The sequence below is a fragment of the Rathayibacter tritici genome (assembly GCF_002932875.1).
Lineage (GTDB): Bacteria > Actinomycetota > Actinomycetes > Actinomycetales > Microbacteriaceae > Rathayibacter > Rathayibacter tritici.
Genome location: NZ_PSWS01000036.1, coordinates 63,338 through 80,295, shown reverse-complemented (window position 1 = coordinate 80,295; position 16,958 = coordinate 63,338). Strand labels below are relative to the sequence as shown.

Here is a 16,958-nt window from a genome sequence, read left to right as displayed (position 1 = left end):
TCAGAACGGCGGCGGGCGGTCGTCGAAGCTCGGGCGGGGGCCTGATCGCGGTCGCGCCTCGAGGGCCGGTGGCCGGGTCGTGATGCGGCGTCCGGTGGGGGTGGTCCAGTCGGCGGTGCCGTCGGGGTGGAGGACGTAGGTCCAGCGATCGCCGTGTCGTACGTGGTGGTGGGCGACGCAGAGGCTGGCGAGGTTGCCGGGATCGGTGCCGCCTCCGTTGCGCCATTCGACGACGTGGTCGGCCTCGGCGCCGCTGGCGGAGCGGGTGCAGCCGGGGAACCGGCAGGTCACGTCGCGGAGCTGGAGGAGGAGCCGCAGCTCACGGTGCGGGAGTCGGCGGGTGCGACCGACCGAGAGGACGGCGCCCGTGCGCGGCTCGGTCATCACCCGGGTGACGGTCGCGGGGAGGAGGCTCCGGGCGGCGCCGGCGGGTATCGGACCGTAGCCGTCGAGCTCGGCGGGGGCGTCGTCGTGGCCGGAGGCGGTGCTCGCGGCGAGGGTGACGCGCACCTCGGCCCGGACGCCCGGGACCAGGGTCGGAGCGGGTCGATCGGCGCCGGCTTCGTCGGGGATCGTGCCGATGACGTCGGCATCGCACAGGATGTCGGCCAGGGCGTCGGCCCGCAGTTGCGCGAGGGTGCGCTCGTCTCCCCCGTCGAGCCCCGGGACGGGGGAGCTCCCGGCATCAGGTTCGCGTCCCTCGGCATCCGACTCGCGTCCCTCGGGACCGTCGCGGAGAATCCGGGCGATCCGGTCGAGACGCGCGTACGCCCCGAGTGCGACCGGCGCCGGGAGAAGGGCGCAGAGCGTCGCCATGCCGTCCACCTCGGGGCTCAGCCACACCGCACGGTCCTCGCGAGCGCGTCGGTGACGGTCGGCGAGGGGCTGCTCGTGGAGTTCCTCGCGGAGCCTCGCCAGAGCGCGCCGCAGTTGCGTGGGTGTGGACCGGGCAGCGAGATCGGCGGCCCGCGCGTCGAACTCCGCCCGGGAGCCCGGCGGCAGGGTGGCCGCGACCGCGCACACGGCCTGGCCCGCCTCCCAGCGCAGCCGCGCCTCGGCGAGCGCAGAGCGGGTGGCCGGCAGATCCTCGACCAGGAGCCGCGCGTTCTCGAGCTCGCGGCAGGCGACCCGCTCGGACACTCCGAGGGCGACCGCGAACTCGGCACGGATCGATCGCTCGGCGAGCTCGCTCGAAGCATGCGGCGCCGACCCTCGGGCGAATGATTCCGGACGCTCGAGCGCGACGCGGTACCCGGCGTACAGCTCCTCGGCCGACGCTAGGAGCAGCGGAGATGCCGAGCGGGCGAGCGCTGCAGCCCGGTCACCGCGTGCGCGCACCTCGCCGAGCACCGCCTCCGCCGCCGCTGTCACTCCGTGTACTCTCATATAAGTATTGAACCAGCGACCACTGACAGTGGGGCCGCGGATCGTCCTGTTCCGGACAATCGCCCCCTGAATCGGCCCTGTGGAGGGACATTCTCACCGCTCACGGAGCAGCCGACCCTCCGTCCGGCTCCAGGCGCCGTCGGCTCAGGCGTACCGCCCCGCCACCTCGGCCAGGCACTCGCGGAAGACGCGCACGGCCGGCGACGCCAGCTGCGCCTCCCGCTGGGCCGTGAAGATCGTGCGGCGAGGCGTTCCCGGCAGCTCTAGGAGGCGGCAGTCCGGCTCCTCGCCCGCCCAGACCAGGTCGGGCATCAGGGCGACGGCGTGGCCGGAGGCGGCGAGGCGGATCTGCGCCTGAAGGTCGGCGGTCTCGAAGCGGACGTCGGGTTCGAAGCCCGCGACGCGGCAGGTCTGCTCGGCGAAGTGGCGGCTCGCGGTGCCGCGCGGCTCCATCACCCAGGCGCAGTCGCGGGTCGAGGCGAGGTCCACCACAGCGGAGTCGCGGCTGACGGCGAGGCGGATCGCGTCGGTCGTGAGATCGCTGCGCACCAGCCCCGGCAGCCACGAGGTGGAGTGGCCGGGGTACTGCTCGGCGACGACGAGGTCGAATTCCCGCGCCCACGACATCTCGTGCAGCGCCCCCTCCGGCTCGCGCTGCACCATCTCGACCCGCACCTCCGGGAAGCGCTCGGCCACGGCCCGAAGCGCGCCCGGCATCAGAGCGAGCGCCGCCGACTGGAACACCGCGACGCGCACCCGCCCGGTGATCGACTCGCCGGACGCCGCGAGCGCCGCCTCCGCCCGCTCGAGCAGGGCGAGCGCCTCGCCGGCCGCCGCCACCAGGATCTCGGCCTGCGGAGTGAGCTGCACGCGCCGTCCGGCCTTGCGCAGCAGCTCGACTCCGGTCTCGCGCTCGAGCACCGCGAGCTGCTGCGAGACCGCGGAGGGGCTGTAGGCGAGGGCCTCCGCGGCGGCGGCGAGGGTTCCGCGAATGGCGACCTCGCGCAGCAGGACCAGGCGGCGGACATCGAGCACGGCGACCTCCGATCGTTCAGCTGAGCTGACCGGTACCGGTAAGGAACGGTCGCTTCTGCTCAACGGTACTCGGTCGAATACTGAGGGGACCGACCCTCAGAGCAGAAGGACCGCACCATGACGGATCTCGCCAGCCCCGCTTCCGCGCCCGCCACCTCCGGCCCCGCTCCCGACTCCGTCGACCCCCGCCTCGTCGACGACAGCGTTGCTCTGGTCCGGCGCTGGCTGCGCGAGGCCTCCGCGATCCCCACCGACGCCTCCGGGGCGCAGCTGGCAGGCGTGCTGAAGGATCCGTCTGGCCTGGACTTCACGGTCGGCTTCGTCGACGGCGTCGTCCGCCCCGAGGACACCCGCGTGGCCGCGGCGGCGCTGAAGGCCATCGCGGGCGGCGTGCCCGGGTTCCTCCCGGCTCCGATGCGCGCGGCCGTCGCCCTCGGCGGCGTGATGGCGCCGCTGCTCCCGGACGTCGTGGTGCCGATCGCGCGCCGGGTGCTGCGGCGGATGGTCGGCCACCTCCTCATCGACGCGACCGACTCGCGCCTGGGCCCGGCGATCGCCGCGATCCGCCGCGACGGCGTGCGGCTCAACATGAACCTGCTCGGCGAGGCCGTCCTCGGCCGGGAGGAGGCCCGCCGCCGCCTGGAGGGCACCCACCGCCTCCTCGCCCGTGAGGACGTCGACTACGTCTCGATCAAGGTCTCCTCGAGCACCGCCCCGCACAACCCGTGGGCCTTCGACGCTGCGGTCGACGACATCGTCGAGGAGCTGGCGCCGCTGTTCGCGCGGGCCGCCGCCTCCTCGCCGCAGAAGTTCATCAACCTCGACATGGAGGAGTACAAGGACCTCGACCTCACCATCGCGGTCTTCACCCGCATCCTGGACCGGCCAGAGTTCACGGACCTCGAGGCCGGCATCGTGCTGCAGGCGTACCTCCCCGACGCGCTGTCGGCGATGATCCGCCTGCAGGAGTGGAGCGCGGCCCGCCGTGCCCGCGGTGGCGCCGCCATCAAGGTGCGCCTGGTCAAGGGCGCGAACCTGCCGATGGAGCAGGTCGAGGCGTCGGTGCACGGCTGGCCGCTGGCGACCTGGAGCAGCAAGCAGGACTCGGACACGAACTACAAGCGCGTTCTCGGCTACGCCCTGCACCCGGAGCGGATCCGCGCCGTTCGGGTCGGCGTCGCCGGCCACAACCTCTTCGACATCGCCTACTCGTGGCTGCTCGCCGGTACCCGCGGCGTCCGCGAGGGCATCGAGTACGAGATGCTGCTCGGCATGGCGCAGGGCCAGGCGGAGGCGGTGCGCCGCACGGTCGGCTCGCTCCTGCTCTACACGCCGGTCGTCGCGCCGGCCGAGTTCGATGTGGCGATCGCCTACCTGATCCGCCGGCTGGAGGAGGGCGCGTCGAGCCAGAACTTCATGTCGGCCGTCTTCGAGCTCGAGGCCGATCCGGCGCTGTTCGCGCGGGAGGAGGAGCGGTTCCGCGCCTCCGTGGCCGCCCTCGACGGGGCAGTGCCCCCGGCGCATCGCGTGGCCGACCGGTTCGCCGCGAGCGGTCGCCCCGGCGTCGGCGACTTCCGCAGCACCCCGGACACCGACCCGTCCGTGGCTGCGAACCGCGAGTGGGCCGGGGCGATCCTCGCGCGCGTTCCCTCCTCCCGCGCGGGCGCCGACGCGATCGAGGCCGCCACGATCGGCACCCGCGGCGAGCTGGAGTCGGTGCTCTCCGGAGCGCGCGCCAGCGGCTGGAGCGACGTTCCGGCCGGCGAGCGGGCCCGCATCCTGCACCGCGCCGGCGACGAGCTGGAGGCGCGCCGCGCCGAGCTGCTGGAGGTCATGGCGGCCGAGGGCGGCAAGACGATCGACCAGGGCGACCCCGAGGTCTCGGAGGCCGTGGACTTCGCGCACTATTACGCCGAGCGCGCGCTCGAACTCGACGCGGTGGACGGTGCCCGCTTCCACCCGGCCGCGCTGACGCTGGTCGCTCCGCCGTGGAACTTCCCGGTCGCGATTCCGGCCGGAGGCGTGCTCGCGGCGCTGGCGGCCGGCTCCGCCGTGGTGCTCAAGCCCGCCGGTCCCACCGCCCGCTGCGGCGCCGTGGTGGCCGAGGCGCTGTGGGCGGCGGGCGTCCCCCGCGAGGCGCTGCGATTGCTCCGTCTGCCGGAGGAGGAGCTGGGCCGCGACCTGATCGCCTCGCCCGCGGTGGACCGCGTGATCCTCACCGGCGCCTACGAGACGGCGGAGCTGTTCCGCTCCTTCCGGCACGACCTCCCGCTGCTCGCCGAGACCAGCGGCAAGAACGCGATCATCGTCACCCCCTCGGCCGACCTCGACCTCGCGGTGAAGGACGTCGTGGCGAGCGCCTTCGGGCACGCCGGGCAGAAGTGCTCGGCCGCCTCGCTCGTGGTGCTGGTCGGCTCCGTCGCCCGCTCGACGCGGTTCCGCGGGCAGCTGCTCGACGCGGTCTCCTCCCTCACCGTCGGCTACCCGACGGACCCCGCGACGCGGATGGGCCCGGTGATCGAGCCGGCCGAGGGCAAGCTGCTGCGCGGCCTGACGACGCTCGGCGCCGGCGAGACCTGGCTGCTGCAGCCGCGGACGCTGGACGAGTCCGGCCGGCTGTGGAGCCCGGGCGTGCGCGAGGGCGTGCGCCGCGGCTCCGACTTCCACCGCACCGAGTACTTCGGGCCGATCCTGGGGATCATGACGGCGGCGACCCTCGACGAGGCGATCGCGCTGGTGAACGAGGTGGACTACGGGCTCACCTCGGGCCTGCACGCGCTCGACCCGGACGAGATCGGCACCTGGCTCGACGGGATCGAGGCCGGCAACCTCTCCGTGAACCGCGGGATCACCGGCGCGATCGTGCAGCGCCAGCCGTTCGGCGGCTGGAAGAAGTCGGCGGTTGGGCCGGGCACGAAGGCGGGCGGGCCGGACTACCTGCTCGGGCTGGGCTCGTGGAGCGCGACGCCGTCGGAGGCGACGGCCGCGGTCGTCGGCCCGGCCGCGCGACTGCTCGCGGCGGCGCGCGGCGAACTCTCGGCCCAGGAGTACGTCGGCGTCGAGCGGACTGCCCGCAGCTGCGCCGCGGCGTGGGCCGCGGGCGCTCCCCGCGACGTGACGGGGCTGGCGGCGGAACGGAACGTGTTCCGCCACCTGCCCTACGACTCCGCCGTGCTGGTGCGCCTGGCCGACGGGGAGCCGCTCGGCTCGCTCGTCCGGGTGGCCGTCGCCGCGGCGACCGCCCGGGCATCCGTGGTCGTCTCGAGTGCTGTGGTACTGCCTCCGCTTGTCGCCGCCGCGCTCGCCGAGACTGCGGGCGCCGTGGTGGTCGAGGACGACGCGGCGTGGGAGGCACGGGTGCGCGCCCACGGCGCCGGACGGGTGCGCCTGCTGGGCGCCCCCGCCGCGACGGTCACCGCCGTGACCGGTGGACGCCCCGACCTCGCCGTCTACGCCGGCGAGGCAACCGAGGCCGGCCGCCTCGAACTGCTGCCCTTCCTCCGCGAGCAAGCCGTCTCGATCACCGCCCACCGCTTCGGCACGCCCGACCACCTCACCGACTCCCTGCTCTGACCTTTGCCGCAAGATGCCACGTGGGTGCGCCCCGCCCGGCGTGTCGCGTACATAAGTGGCATCTCGCGGCGGGGGAGGAGGGGGCTGGGGCGGGCGGGGGGTGTTGTCGGCGTATCGGGAAGGGGCGACGGGGACGCAACGGGGGATCGCGTTGTCTTGAGTCATGTTCGAGACAGACCAGGCGATCACCTTCTTCGGGTGCGATCGTGAAGAAGCGCGTGCCATTGCGGAGGCGTCGCGCCGCTACCCCGTGCGCTGCCGGGTGGAGGCTGTCCCCGTCAGCCCGGTGAGCGCGGCCCTGGCGGTCGGGACGCCCTGCGTCAGCGTCAGCCACGTGAGCGCCGTGACCGCGGAGACGTTGCACGCCCTCGCCGCGAACGGAGTGCGCTCGCTCATCACCCGGAGTATCGGCGTCGATCACCTCGACGTCGAGGCGGCCGCCGCGCTCGGCATCACCGTCGCGAACGTCGGGTACGAGCCCGACGGAGTCGCCGACCACACGGTCATGCTGATCCTCCTCGCCCTGCGCAACGCCCGGCCCACTCTCGCCGCCGTCGCCCGGCACGATTTCCGCGCGCCCGACACGCGAGGCCGGGAGCTGCGCAGTGTCACCGTGGCGGTGATCGGCGGCGGGCGCATCGGCTGCGCCGTCGCCGAGCGGTTGCGCCCCTTCGGCTGCCGCGTGCTGATCGTCGGCGGTTCCGGCCCGGCGCCCGAGGGCACGGAGCGAGTCCCGCTCGAGCAAGCGCTGGCCGCGAGCGATGTGCTCACCCTGCACCTGCCCCTGTCCGACACAACCCACCACTTCCTCACCGCCGAGCGGATCGACCGACTGCGGACGGGCGCACTCGTGGTCAACACCGGTCGCGGCGGCCTGGTCGACACGGACGCGCTGCTCGCCGCCCTCGAGGACGGCCGGCTCGGTGGCGCCGCTCTCGACGTCGTCGAGGGCGAAGAGGGCTACTTCTCGGTCGACCACTCCGGCCGGCCGCTCCCCCACCGCTCCCTCGAGCGCCTGGTCGCGATGCCGAACGTCGTCGTCACTCCCCACCTGGCCTACTTCACCACCCGCACCCTTCACCAGATCATCGAGACGACGCTCTCGCTCTGCGTGGCTCACGAGAGGACCACCACCCATGTCTAAGACGACCATCGCCATCCTGTTCGGCGGCTGCTCCGAGGAGCACGACGTCTCCGTCAAGTCGGCATTCGAGATCACCGCCGCACTGGACCCGGACCGGTACGACGCCCTGTGGATCGGGATCACCCGCCGCGGCGAGTGGCGGCTCTGCGAGGGCCCGCGCCCCGACTGGGAGTCGCAGCACGGCCGCGCCGCAGTGATCTCCCCCGACCGCGGGACCCGCGGCCTGCTGGTCGAGGACGAGGGCACCTTCCGTCGGGTCGGAGTCGACGTCGTCCTCCCCGTCCTGCACGGCACGGGAGGCGAGGACGGCTCCATCCAGGGCCTGCTCGAACTCTCCGGCGTCCCCTACGTCGGCTGCGACATCCAGGGCTCGGTGGTGTGCATGGACAAGTCGCTCGCCTACACCGTCGCGGCGCAGGCCGGCATGCCCGTGCCGGCGTTCACCGTCGTGCACCCGGGCGACAGCGTCGATGCGGCCAGCCTGAGCTTCCCCGTCTTCGTGAAGCCGGCGCGCTCGGGCTCCTCGTTCGGAGTCACGAAGGTCGAGTCCGCCGAGCGCCTCGACGAGGCAATCGCCCTTGCCCGCCAGTACGACCAGAAGGTGCTGATCGAGGAGCAGGTGCTCGGCTCGGAGGTGGGCTGCGCCGTCCTCGGCGACGGAGACGACCTGGTCGTCGGCGAGGTGGACCAGATCCGCCTGGAGCACGGGCTCTTCCGCATCCACCAGGAGGCGGAGCCGGAGAAGGGGTCGGTCAACTCCTCCATCACCGTCCCGGCCGACCTCCCCGAGGCGCAGCGGGCGTCGATCCAGGAGCGGGCGAAAGCGCTGTACCGGGCGCTCGGCTGCCGGGGCCTGGCCCGCGTGGACATGTTCCTGCTCGAGGATGGGCGCGTGGTCCTGAACGAGGTCAACACCCTGCCCGGGTTCACCTCCTACAGCCGGTACCCCCGGATGATGGCCGCCGCCGGCCTCGGCGTCTCCGACCTGATCGACCGCAGCGTCCAGCTGGCGATGACCCGATGAGCCCGGGATTCGTCTACCTCGACGACGCCGTCGACTCCGTGCTCTGGGACGCGAAGTACGCCGGCTCCGATAACTTCACCGGCGGCCCGGTCGACGGATATGCAACCGATCGGGTCGTGACGACCGCGGCGGTGGCGGCGGCGCTGCAGGAGGCGCAGGGCCGGGCCGCCGAGCGCGGACTGGGGCTGCTCGTCTGGGACGCCTACCGCCCTCAGCGCGCCGTCGACCACTTCATCCGGTGGGCGCAGGAGCCGGAGTGCCCGCGCGCCAAGAGCGTCTTCCACCCGCGCATCAGCCGCGCCGCAATGCTCGAGCAGGGCTACATCGCCTGCTCCTCGGGGCACACCCGCGGCGGCTCGCTCGATCTCACCCTCGTCGACTCCGCGAGCGGATTGCTGCTGGACATGGGCGGTCGGCACGATCTGATGGACGAGACCTCGCATCACGCGACCGAGGAGGTAGGGCCCGTCGCCGCGGACAACCGGCGGATCCTCTGCGCCATCATGCTCGACAGCGGCTTCCACCCGTATCCGCAGGAGTGGTGGCACTACACGCTCGCCGGCGAGCCCTTTCCCGACCACTACTTCGACTTCCCGATCACGTGACATCCTGCGCCCTGCCGCCCCGGCACGACAGCGACGGATCGGGATGCGCCGCAGACGAGGGATGGCAGCCTGCGCGGTCTACGGTTCACCGATGCGGGTCCTGATCGTCGAAGACGAACCCTTCCTCTCCCGGTCGATCAGCGACGGCCTCCGGCTCGAGGCGATCGCGTCGGACATCGCCGCCGACGGACACCAGGCGCTCGCGCTCCTGGAGACGACGGTGTACGACGTCGCACTCCTCGACCGTGACGTCCCGGGCCCGTCGGGCGACGATGTCGCCCGCGCTATCGTCGCCTCCGGTTCGGGGACGCCGATCATCATGCTCACCGCGGCCGATCGCCTCCTGGACAAGGAGAGCGGCTTCGAGATCGGCGCCGACGACTACCTCACGAAGCCCTTCGAGCTGCGCGAACTCGTCCTGCGCGTGCGGGCTCTCGCCCGGCGCCGCAGGCAGGCCCGTCCTCCCGTGTACGAGCGGGATGGACTGCGGATCGATCCGTTCCGCCGCGAGGTCTTCCTCGACGGCCGCTTCGTCGCCCTGACCCGCAAGCAGTTCGCCGTCCTGCACGTCCTCGCGGAGGCCGACGGCGGTGTCGTCAGCGCCGAGGAGCTGCTGGAGCGGGCATGGGACGAGAACGCCGATCCGTTCACCAACGCGATCAGGATCACGATCTCCGGCCTGCGCAAGCGACTCCCCGACCCGTCGCTGATCGGCACCGTGCCCGGCTCGGGCTACCGGATCGCGCCGCGCACCCCCGAGTCCGCCGAGACCCGGCGGAGCTGACGTGGCGCCGGCCCGTCGGCCTCGCTCGATCAGCATCCGCACGCGCCTGACGCTCAGCTACGTCCTGCTGCTCGGGCTGGCGGTCACCGGGCTTCTGGGGGCGATGTCACTCTTCCTCCTGCGCTACATCACCGACGAGTACTTCGTCTCGTACTCGCAGCGCACGAACGAGCAGATCTTCGTCCCCAACCGCACCGAGCTGCTCAGCGCCTTCGTTCCGGTCGCCGCCGGGGTGATCGTGCTCCTCCTGATCGCCGGGACCGTCGGCGGCTGGCTCCTGGCCAGGAGGATCCTCGCGCCGCTGGACGAGCTCACCCGCGTCGCCCGGCTGGTCGCCGCGGACGGCTACTCGCACCGGGTCGCGGACATGCCGTCGCGGGACGAGTTCGACGAGTTGGCCGAGGCCTTCAACGCGATGCTCGAGCAGACCGAGGCGCACGTCCGCGAGCAGGAGCGGTTCGCCGCGAACGCCTCGCACGAGCTCCGCACGCCGCTGACCATCACGAAGACGATGCTCGACGTCGCCCGGCGCGACACGTCCCCCGACATGGACCACCTGCTCGCTGATCTGTCCTCCGTCACCGCCCGCTCGATCGACCTGGTCGAGGCCCTCCTGCAGTTGAGTCGGGCCGACCGCCCCGTACCCGAGGCGGAGACCCTCGATCTGTCGCTGCTCGCGGAGGAGGCACGCGACAGCGTCCTCACCCTCGCCGAGCGCGGCGGCGTCTCCCTCCGCCTGCAGGTCGAGCCGTGCTCCGCACTCGGATCCACGTCGCTGCTACTCCAGCTGATGACGAACCTGCTGCACAACGCGATCGTGCACAACGTTTCGGCGGGGTTCGTCGTGCTCCGGACGGAGCAGAGCGCGGAGGGAGCGGTCGTCACCGTCGAGAACAGCGGTTCCGCGATCGACCCGACGACGCTGCCGACCCTGCTGGAGCCGTTCGTGCGGGGCGGTACCCGCACCCGCCGCACGGATGGGGGCCACACGGGCACCGGTCTCGGCCTGGCGATCGTCTCGCGGATCGTCGCGGCCCACGGGGGCCGCCTGACACTCACGGCCCGCGAGGAGGGCGGGCTCCTCGTGCGCGTCATCCTGCCGAGTGAGCGACCGGAACAGCCGGGTCAGGGACCGGATCAGGCCGCGCGGGGGCTCAGAACAGGCCGCGCGGAGGCTCGACGGAGGCGAGGACGCCGGGCGCCGCGATCACGCTGAGGCGGCCGACCTCCTCCGGGGTCAGCTCGGGCAGGCGCTGGGCGAGATCGAGGAATCGCTCGATCTCGGGCTCTTCGAGCACGTCGGATGCGAGCGTGCGGAACTTCGCGACGTACTGCTCGCGGCTGAACGGGTGCGCCCCGAGCGGATGCGCATCCGCCACCGCGATCTCGTCGACGATCGTCGTGCCGTCCGTCATCAGGATCTCGACGCGCGCGCCGAACGCCTTCTCGCTCGGGTCGGCGGAGTGGTAGCGGCGCGTCCACTCCGCGTCCTCCCGGGTGCTCACCCGGTGCCAGAGCGCGATCGTGTCGGCGCGGGCGGCGCGCTCGGGGGCGTAGCTGTGCACGTGGTGCCAGGCGCCATCCTGCAGCGCCACCGTGAAGATGTACGGCACGGAGTGGTCCAGCGTCTCGCGCGAGGCGCTCGGGTCGTACTTCTGCGGGTCGTTCGCGCCCGAACCGATCACGACGTGGGTGTGCTGCGAGGTGTGCAGGACGATCCGCTCCACGCGCTCCGGATCGGCGGCCTCGGGGTGCGTGCGGTGCAGGCGGCGGGCGAGGTCGATCAGCGCCTGGGCCTGGTACTCGGCCGAGTGCTCCTTCGTGTACGTGTCGAGGATCGCGCGCTTGGCCTCACCGCGATCGGGCAGCGGCACGTCGTAGCTCGCCTCGGCGCCGTCGAGCAGCCAGGCGATCACGCCGTCCTCGCCCTCGTAGATCGGCGAGGGGCTGGTCTCGCCGCGCATCGCCCGGTCGACCGCCTCGACCGCCATCTTCCCGGCGAAGGCCGGCGCGTACGCCTTCCAGCTCGAGATCTCGCCCTTGCGCGACTGCCGGGTGGCGGTCGTGGTGTGCAACGCCTGCGCGATCGCCTGCTCCGTCGTCGCGACATCGAGGCCGAGCAGTGTGCTGATCCCGGCGGCGGCCGACGGGCCGAGGTGCGCGACGTGGTCGATCTTGTGCTGATGCAGGCTGATCGCGCGGACGAGGTCGACCTGGACCTCATAGCCGGTGACGATGCCGCGCACGAGCTGCGCACCGCCGATACCGGCGTGCTGGGCGACGGCGATCAGCGGAGGGATGTTGTCGCCGGGGTGCGAGTACTCGGCCGCGAGGAACGTGTCGTGGTAGTCGAGCTCGCGCACGGCGACTCCGTTGGCCCAGGCCGCCCACTCCGGCGAGACGCGGCGGGCCGGATCGACGCCGAGGACGACCGACCCCTGCCCGCCGATGGAGGCGGGGTGCGCGAGCGCCTGAGCGCGGGCGGCGACGACGGGGCGGCGCAGGAGCGATGCGGTGGCGACGGCGGCATTGTCGATCACGCGGTTGACCACCATCTCGGCGACCTCGGCATCGATCTCGACCGGATCGGCGGCAACCTCGGCGAGCGCGTGGGCGAGCTGCCCGTGTCGGGGAAGCTCCTCCTCGCTGCGGTGAACGCGGACGTGGTGTTCGTGCACGGGCGGCTCCTTGCTCTCGCCCCTAGGCTATCGCCCGCCTCGCGGCCCGGCCGCGCGGGCAGAATGGGCGGATGGCCACCCTCACGCGCGTCGCGGCGTTCGACTGCGGCACCAACTCGCTCCGCCTGCTGATCGCCGATGTCGAGGGCGGCCGCCTCCGCGACGTGCACCGCCGCACCGAACTCGTGCGACTCGGCCGAGGCGTGGACCACACCGGCCGCTTCGACCCGGGGGCGCTCGAGCGGACCCTCGCCGTCACCCGCGAGTACGCGGCCGCCGCGCAGGAGGCCGGCGCCGAGCGCATCCGCTTCGTCGCCACCTCGGCCACCCGCGACGCCGCCGACCGCGACGACTTCCTCGCCGCCGTCGAGCGGATTCTCGGGGTCGTCCCCGAGACGATCATCGGCGAGGAGGAGGCGCGGCTCTCCTTCCGCGGCGCGGTCTCGGCCGTCGACTCCGCCCGCCCCGTGCTCGTCGTCGACCTCGGCGGCGGGTCCACCGAGCTGGTCCTCGGCGGTGCCGAGCCGGAGCAGGCGCACTCGATGGCGGTGGGCAGCGTTCGCCTGACCGAGCGGCACCGTCGCGCTGCCGCCCCGGCCGAGGCCGCGCCGACCGCTGGCGAGCGCGCGGCGATCCGCTCCGATGTGCGCGCCGCGGTGGCCGCCTCCTCCGTCGACCTCTCGCGCGCCCGGAGCGTCGTCGGCGTCGCCGCGACCGTGCTGACGGTCACCGCGCACGTCCTGCGCAGCACCGACCGCGCGGCGATCGAGACCGCACTTCCCCTGACCGACGTGCTCGCCGCCTGCGACGAACTCGCCGCGCTCTCCCCCGCCGAGACGGCGGCCCTGCCCTGGGTCCGCGCGGGTCGCGAGGACGTGCTCGCTGCCGGCGCGCTGATCTGGGGCGAGGTCCTGCGCGCCGTCCAGGACGCCTCGCCGGCCGTGACCTCGGTCCGCTCGAGCGCCCACGACATCCTCGACGGCATCGCCCTGGGCCTCGGCCTCGGCTGACCTCCACGCGACCGTCGGCGGCGAGCGCCGCGCACCGACACCGCGCCCGCCGGAGCGGTACCGTCGGAGGATGAGCGACGCAGGCGAGACCAGGACGATCCAACTCCGACGCTACGAGCTGATGGACGGGGTGCTCGACGACTTCCTCGCCTGGTTCCCCGCGCGGATCGTGCCGGCGCGCGAGGCCCACGGCTTCCGAATCGAGTTCGCCTACGCCGACCGCGAGGTGAACGAGTTCGTCTGGGCGGTGAGCACGGCCGGCGACGCCGACGCGTTCGCCGAGGTCGAGCGGGCCTACCTGGCGTCCCCCGAGCGCGACGCCGCTTTCGCGGGCGAGCCCCAGCGCGTCGCGGTGCAGCACGTGCGGCTGGTCGAGCGGATCGTCTGACCGCTGTCAGCGCCGGGCGCGCCGTGCTGCCCCGAGCACTCCGCGCAGCACGAGCGCCCCGACCGCGATCGACCCGATCGCCCCCGTGAGCCGCACCATGATGTGCTTGGGCCGGTCGATGCCTTCGCGGTCGGCCGGCGACGGGAGCGACGCCGGAGCCAGCGCGCGCCCCGCCGCTCCCGCCTCGGCCAGGTGCGCGAGCCGACGCACCGCCTCGCGGTTGCGGAGCCACAGGCCCGCGTGCATCAGCGGCTGGGGGATGAGCGTGCCCGGCCCCTTCACGGGCGCCTCGTGCATCCGCACCCTCGCGCCGCGCGCGTGGGGCTCGACCTCGACGCGGACGCGGGCCTCGCCGAGCGGCCAGCCGGCGGCCTGGATGACCATCCGTCGCGGCGGGTCCCACTCGAGGACCGTGGTGCGGTCATCGATCACGAGCGGCCACAGGCCGAAGGAGTGGTGCAGGCGCGAACCGACATGCGGGAAGTCGGCGTCGACCTTCCGCATCCGGGAGGCGCCGACGACCCAGCTCGGGAACAGCCAGCCGGAGGCGAGCACCGCGAACACGGACTCGGGCGGGCAGTGGACGACGCGGGTGGTGCGGGACATCGCGGACTCCTTCGTGAAGTGGTGGGGCTGAGGCCGCTCCCAGCCTGGCAGGCCGGCGACGGCGATGGTGGCTCCTCAGACCGGGCTCGCCTCGGGCGAGAGGTCCGGCGACTCGCTCACCCCGAACTCGTGTCGCAGCGCACTGCGCGCGGCGTGCCAACCGGCCATACCGTGCACGCCCGGTCCGGGCGGCGTGGACGACGAGCAGAGGTACAGCCCCTTCGCCGGTGTCCGCCACGGGTCGGTCGTGGGGACCGGCCGGGAGAGCAGCTGCGCCACGCTCGCGGCTCCGGCGGCGATGTCTCCGCCCAGGTAGTTGGGGTTGTAGGCCTGCATGTCTCGGGCGGTCATCGAGGAGGCGGCGAGCACGCGGTCGCGGAACCCGGGGGCGAAGCGCTCGATCTGGGCGGTGATCGCCTCCTGCTGGTCGGCCGGCGAGTACCGCGGGACGTGCGTGTACGTCCAGAGCACGTGCCTGCCCTCGGGCGCCCGGGTCGGGTCGGCGATCGAGGGTTGAGCGACGAGAACGTAGGGGCTGCGGCTGTGCCGGCCGCGCTTCACGTCGCGCTCGGCCGCCGCGATCTCGGCGCGGCTCCCGCCGACGTGCAGCGTGCCCGCGCGGGCGAGCTCGGGGTTCGTCCACGGCACGGGGCCGTCGAGGGCGAAGTCGACCTTGGCCACGCCGTTGCCGTAGCGGAAGCGCTGGAGGGCGGCGGCGTAGGCGGCGGGCAGGCGATCGCCCGCCATCGCGAGTAGCGCCGTCGGTGTGCCGTCGACGAGGACGGCGCGGGCCGGAGGCAGCTGCGCGAGCGAGGTCACCTCGACGCCGGTCTCGATGGTGCCCCCGTGCACTCGCAGGTCGTGGGCGAGCGCGTCGACGATCGACTGGCTCCCGCCGACCGGAACCGGCCAGCCCCGCGCGTGGGCGTAGGCGCCGAGCGCCAGGGCCGCGGCGGCCGTCGACGGGCTGGGCATCGGGCGGATCGAGTGCGCCGCGACCCCGGAGAACATCGCCGGGGCGACCTCCTCCCGAAAACGCAGGTTCCACACGGGCGTGCCCTGCTCGAGCACCCGCAGTCCGAAACGGATCAGCACGCTCGGGTCGGTCGGGATCCGCAGCAGTGCATCGTTCGTGAAGCCGGCCACCCGGTCGGCCCGCTCGGCGAGCGGCCCCATCAGCGCCCGCCAGGCCGCCCCGTCGCGGCCCAGCGCCTCGGCCGTGCGGTCGAGGTCGCGGTAGGCGATGCCCGCGCGACCCCCGTCGAGCGGATGTGCGTAGGAGATCTCGGGGACGACCAGCTCGATGCGTCGGTCGAGCCCGAAGGCGCGGAAGAATCCGGACGCGAGCGCCATCGGGTGCACCGCCGAGCAGACGTCGTGGTGGAATCCGGGCAGCGTCAGCTCGGCCGTGCGCGCGCCGCCGCCGATCGTCTCGTTGCGCTCGAGGACGGTGACCGCGAGCCCGGCTCGCGCGAGGGTGACCGCGGCGGCGAGGCCGTTCGGTCCCGCTCCAACGACGATGGCGTCGACCACGCTCACCTCCTCCGCAGGGCGGAGAGGACACCTACGGCTCCGGCGGCGAGGGCCGCTGCGGCCCCCGCGTAGCTGAGACCGCGGTGGCGGATCATCCAGATCTGCGGCGTCATCGTGTGCGCGCGGTCGCTGAAGAGGCCGCGCGCACCGTGATCGCCGGGGACCGGTTCGTAGACGTTGTTCGGCAGCATCGGCTCGGTCTTGTCCGCAGCCTGCTGGCCGTCGAACGCGTTGCGGGCGAGGTACCAGTCCATGAAGCGGCCGGCGAAGCGGTCGCCGAGGATCGTGCCCGCGGTCGGCTCGCCCACCCAGGTGCGGCGGCGCGGCGTGTCGGCCACATCGGCGATCGCGATCGCACCCACCTCCGGCTCGTAGATCGGCGGCACCGGCTGCGGGTGGTGCGGCAGCTGGGACTTCACCCAGTTGAACTGAATGGTGTTGAGCGCCGGCATGTCGACCTCGGACAGCCGCACGCGGCTCTTCGCGTGCAGGAGCTCGGCGGTGACGGCCTCGGTGAAGCCGCGCGCGCCGAACTTCGAGGCGCAGTAGGCCGCCTGCAACGGGATGCCCCGGTGCGCGAGCGCGGAGCCCACCTGGATGACATGCCCGCGGTCGCGCGGAGTCATTCGCGAGAGCGCCGCGCGAGTGCCGTTGACGAAGCCGAAGAAGTTCACGCCCACCGCGCGCTCGAAATCGGCCGGCTCGGTCGAGAGGAACTCGCCGAACACGCCGACCATCGCGTCGTTGACCCACAGCTCGATCGGACCGAGCTCGGCCTCGACCCGATCCGCAGCGGACTCGACGGCCTCGCGGTCGGCCACATCCGTCGGGATACCCAGCCCACGCCGGCCCTTCTGCTCGATCTCGGCGACAGTGGCCGCGAGGCCGTCCTCGCCGCGCGCCAGCACGGCGACGTCCCAGCCGCGGGAGGCCAGCTCACGGACCGTCGCGCGTCCCAACCCGGCCGTGCCTCCGGTGACGACGGCGACTCCACGGCTCATGCGCGGGCCTCGCGGACGGGGCTCTCGCGGACGGGGCTCTCGCGGACGGGGCTCTCGCGGACGGGGCTCTCGGTGCGGGGATGCTGCCTCATGGTGCGGGCTCCTTCGTGAGGGCGCGGGATGCGTCGGGAGTTCCACGCTAGGTGCGAGCGCCACCGCGGCGCGCGGGGTTGCGCCGTATCTGTGGAGAG

The 16,958-nt window shown here is 73.2% G+C and carries 14 protein-coding genes; 8 read left to right on the top strand and 6 right to left on the bottom strand.

Features of this window, described 5'->3' with window-relative positions; translation table 11 throughout:
- Together C5D07_RS05015 and C5D07_RS05010 are read right to left on the bottom strand one after the other, a co-directional pair.
- Entirely contained in the window at positions 1-1,386 is a 1,386-nt protein-coding gene (locus tag C5D07_RS05015; protein WP_104258830.1) for an HNH endonuclease signature motif containing protein, read from the bottom strand.
- A 144-nt stretch (positions 1,387-1,530) separates the two neighbouring features.
- Entirely contained in the window at positions 1,531-2,421 is an 891-nt protein-coding gene (locus C5D07_RS05010; RefSeq protein WP_104258829.1) for a LysR family transcriptional regulator, read from the bottom strand.
- Between the two features lie 117 nt (positions 2,422-2,538).
- Between C5D07_RS05010 and C5D07_RS05005 the strand changes: the two genes are divergently transcribed.
- From C5D07_RS05005 to C5D07_RS04980, 6 genes are all read left to right on the top strand, one after another.
- A complete protein-coding gene (locus C5D07_RS05005; protein ID WP_104258828.1) occupies positions 2,539-5,994 on the top strand; it encodes a bifunctional proline dehydrogenase/L-glutamate gamma-semialdehyde dehydrogenase in 3,456 nt (1,151 codons plus the stop codon).
- 163 nt (positions 5,995-6,157) lie between these two features.
- Positions 6,158-7,138: an NAD(P)-dependent oxidoreductase gene (locus C5D07_RS05000; RefSeq protein WP_104258827.1), complete on the top strand. Its 981-nt coding sequence runs from the start codon at positions 6,158-6,160 to the stop codon at positions 7,136-7,138.
- Positions 7,131-8,162 (top strand): D-alanine--(R)-lactate ligase, encoded by a 1,032-nt coding sequence (gene vanA, locus C5D07_RS04995; RefSeq protein ID WP_104258826.1) that lies wholly within the window; start codon positions 7,131-7,133, stop codon positions 8,160-8,162. Before C5D07_RS05000 ends, vanA begins: the two co-directional genes overlap by 8 nt.
- Positions 8,159-8,767, top strand: a complete 609-nt coding sequence (locus tag C5D07_RS04990; protein WP_068250771.1) for a M15 family metallopeptidase — start codon at positions 8,159-8,161, stop codon at positions 8,765-8,767. Before vanA ends, C5D07_RS04990 begins: the two co-directional genes overlap by 4 nt.
- 91 nt (positions 8,768-8,858) lie before the next feature.
- Complete coding sequence (locus C5D07_RS04985; protein ID WP_104258846.1) at positions 8,859-9,551, top strand: response regulator transcription factor; 693 nt, start codon at positions 8,859-8,861, stop codon at positions 9,549-9,551.
- A 1-nt stretch (position 9,552) separates the two neighbouring features.
- Positions 9,553-10,767, top strand: coding sequence for a sensor histidine kinase (locus tag C5D07_RS04980; protein ID WP_249028173.1), 1,215 nt, complete (start codon positions 9,553-9,555; stop codon positions 10,765-10,767).
- Here C5D07_RS04980 and C5D07_RS04975 read toward each other — a convergent pair.
- Positions 10,706-12,229 (bottom strand): MmgE/PrpD family protein, encoded by a 1,524-nt coding sequence (locus C5D07_RS04975; RefSeq protein ID WP_068250762.1) that lies wholly within the window; start codon positions 12,227-12,229, stop codon positions 10,706-10,708. The two genes, C5D07_RS04980 and C5D07_RS04975, sit on opposite strands and share 62 nt — an antisense overlap.
- A 71-nt stretch (positions 12,230-12,300) precedes the next feature.
- Here C5D07_RS04975 and C5D07_RS04970 point away from each other — a divergent pair, with 71 nt between their 5' ends.
- Entirely contained in the window at positions 12,301-13,239 is a 939-nt protein-coding gene (locus tag C5D07_RS04970; RefSeq protein ID WP_104258825.1) for a Ppx/GppA phosphatase family protein, read from the top strand.
- Between the two features lie 70 nt (positions 13,240-13,309).
- Positions 13,310-13,627 (top strand): NIPSNAP family protein, encoded by a 318-nt coding sequence (locus tag C5D07_RS04965; RefSeq protein ID WP_068250756.1) that lies wholly within the window; start codon positions 13,310-13,312, stop codon positions 13,625-13,627.
- A gap of 6 nt (positions 13,628-13,633) precedes the next feature.
- Here the strand turns inward: C5D07_RS04965 and C5D07_RS04960 are convergent, their stop codons facing one another.
- From C5D07_RS04960 to C5D07_RS04950, 3 genes are all read right to left on the bottom strand, one after another.
- Positions 13,634-14,233 carry an SRPBCC family protein gene (locus C5D07_RS04960; protein WP_068250753.1) on the bottom strand — a complete coding sequence of 200 codons (600 nt, stop codon included), beginning with the start codon at positions 14,231-14,233 and terminating at the stop codon, positions 13,634-13,636.
- A 75-nt stretch (positions 14,234-14,308) separates the two neighbouring features.
- Positions 14,309-15,772 carry a phytoene desaturase family protein gene (locus C5D07_RS04955; RefSeq protein ID WP_068250750.1) on the bottom strand — a complete coding sequence of 488 codons (1,464 nt, stop codon included), beginning with the start codon at positions 15,770-15,772 and terminating at the stop codon, positions 14,309-14,311.
- Positions 15,769-16,767 (bottom strand): SDR family oxidoreductase, encoded by a 999-nt coding sequence (locus C5D07_RS04950; protein ID WP_104258824.1) that lies wholly within the window; start codon positions 16,765-16,767, stop codon positions 15,769-15,771. The genes C5D07_RS04955 and C5D07_RS04950 overlap by 4 nt, the downstream gene beginning before the upstream one ends.
- Positions 16,768-16,958 lie beyond the last annotated feature (191 nt).

Coding starts and splice junctions, on each gene's coding strand:
- C5D07_RS05015 (WP_104258830.1), bottom strand. CDS start 1,386: ATGAGAGTACACGGAGTGACAGCGGCGGCGGAGGCGGTGCTCGGCGAG.
- C5D07_RS05005 (WP_104258828.1), top strand. CDS start 2,539: ATGACGGATCTCGCCAGCCCCGCTTCCGCGCCCGCCACCTCCGGCCCC.
- C5D07_RS05000 (WP_104258827.1), top strand. CDS start 6,158: ATGTTCGAGACAGACCAGGCGATCACCTTCTTCGGGTGCGATCGTGAA.
- vanA (WP_104258826.1), top strand. CDS start 7,131: ATGTCTAAGACGACCATCGCCATCCTGTTCGGCGGCTGCTCCGAGGAG.
- C5D07_RS04990 (WP_068250771.1), top strand. CDS start 8,159: ATGAGCCCGGGATTCGTCTACCTCGACGACGCCGTCGACTCCGTGCTC.
- C5D07_RS04985 (WP_104258846.1), top strand. CDS start 8,859: ATGCGGGTCCTGATCGTCGAAGACGAACCCTTCCTCTCCCGGTCGATC.
- C5D07_RS04970 (WP_104258825.1), top strand. CDS start 12,301: ATGGCCACCCTCACGCGCGTCGCGGCGTTCGACTGCGGCACCAACTCG.
- C5D07_RS04965 (WP_068250756.1), top strand. CDS start 13,310: ATGAGCGACGCAGGCGAGACCAGGACGATCCAACTCCGACGCTACGAG.
- C5D07_RS04960 (WP_068250753.1), bottom strand. CDS start 14,233: ATGTCCCGCACCACCCGCGTCGTCCACTGCCCGCCCGAGTCCGTGTTC.
- C5D07_RS04950 (WP_104258824.1), bottom strand. CDS start 16,767: ATGAGCCGTGGAGTCGCCGTCGTCACCGGAGGCACGGCCGGGTTGGGA.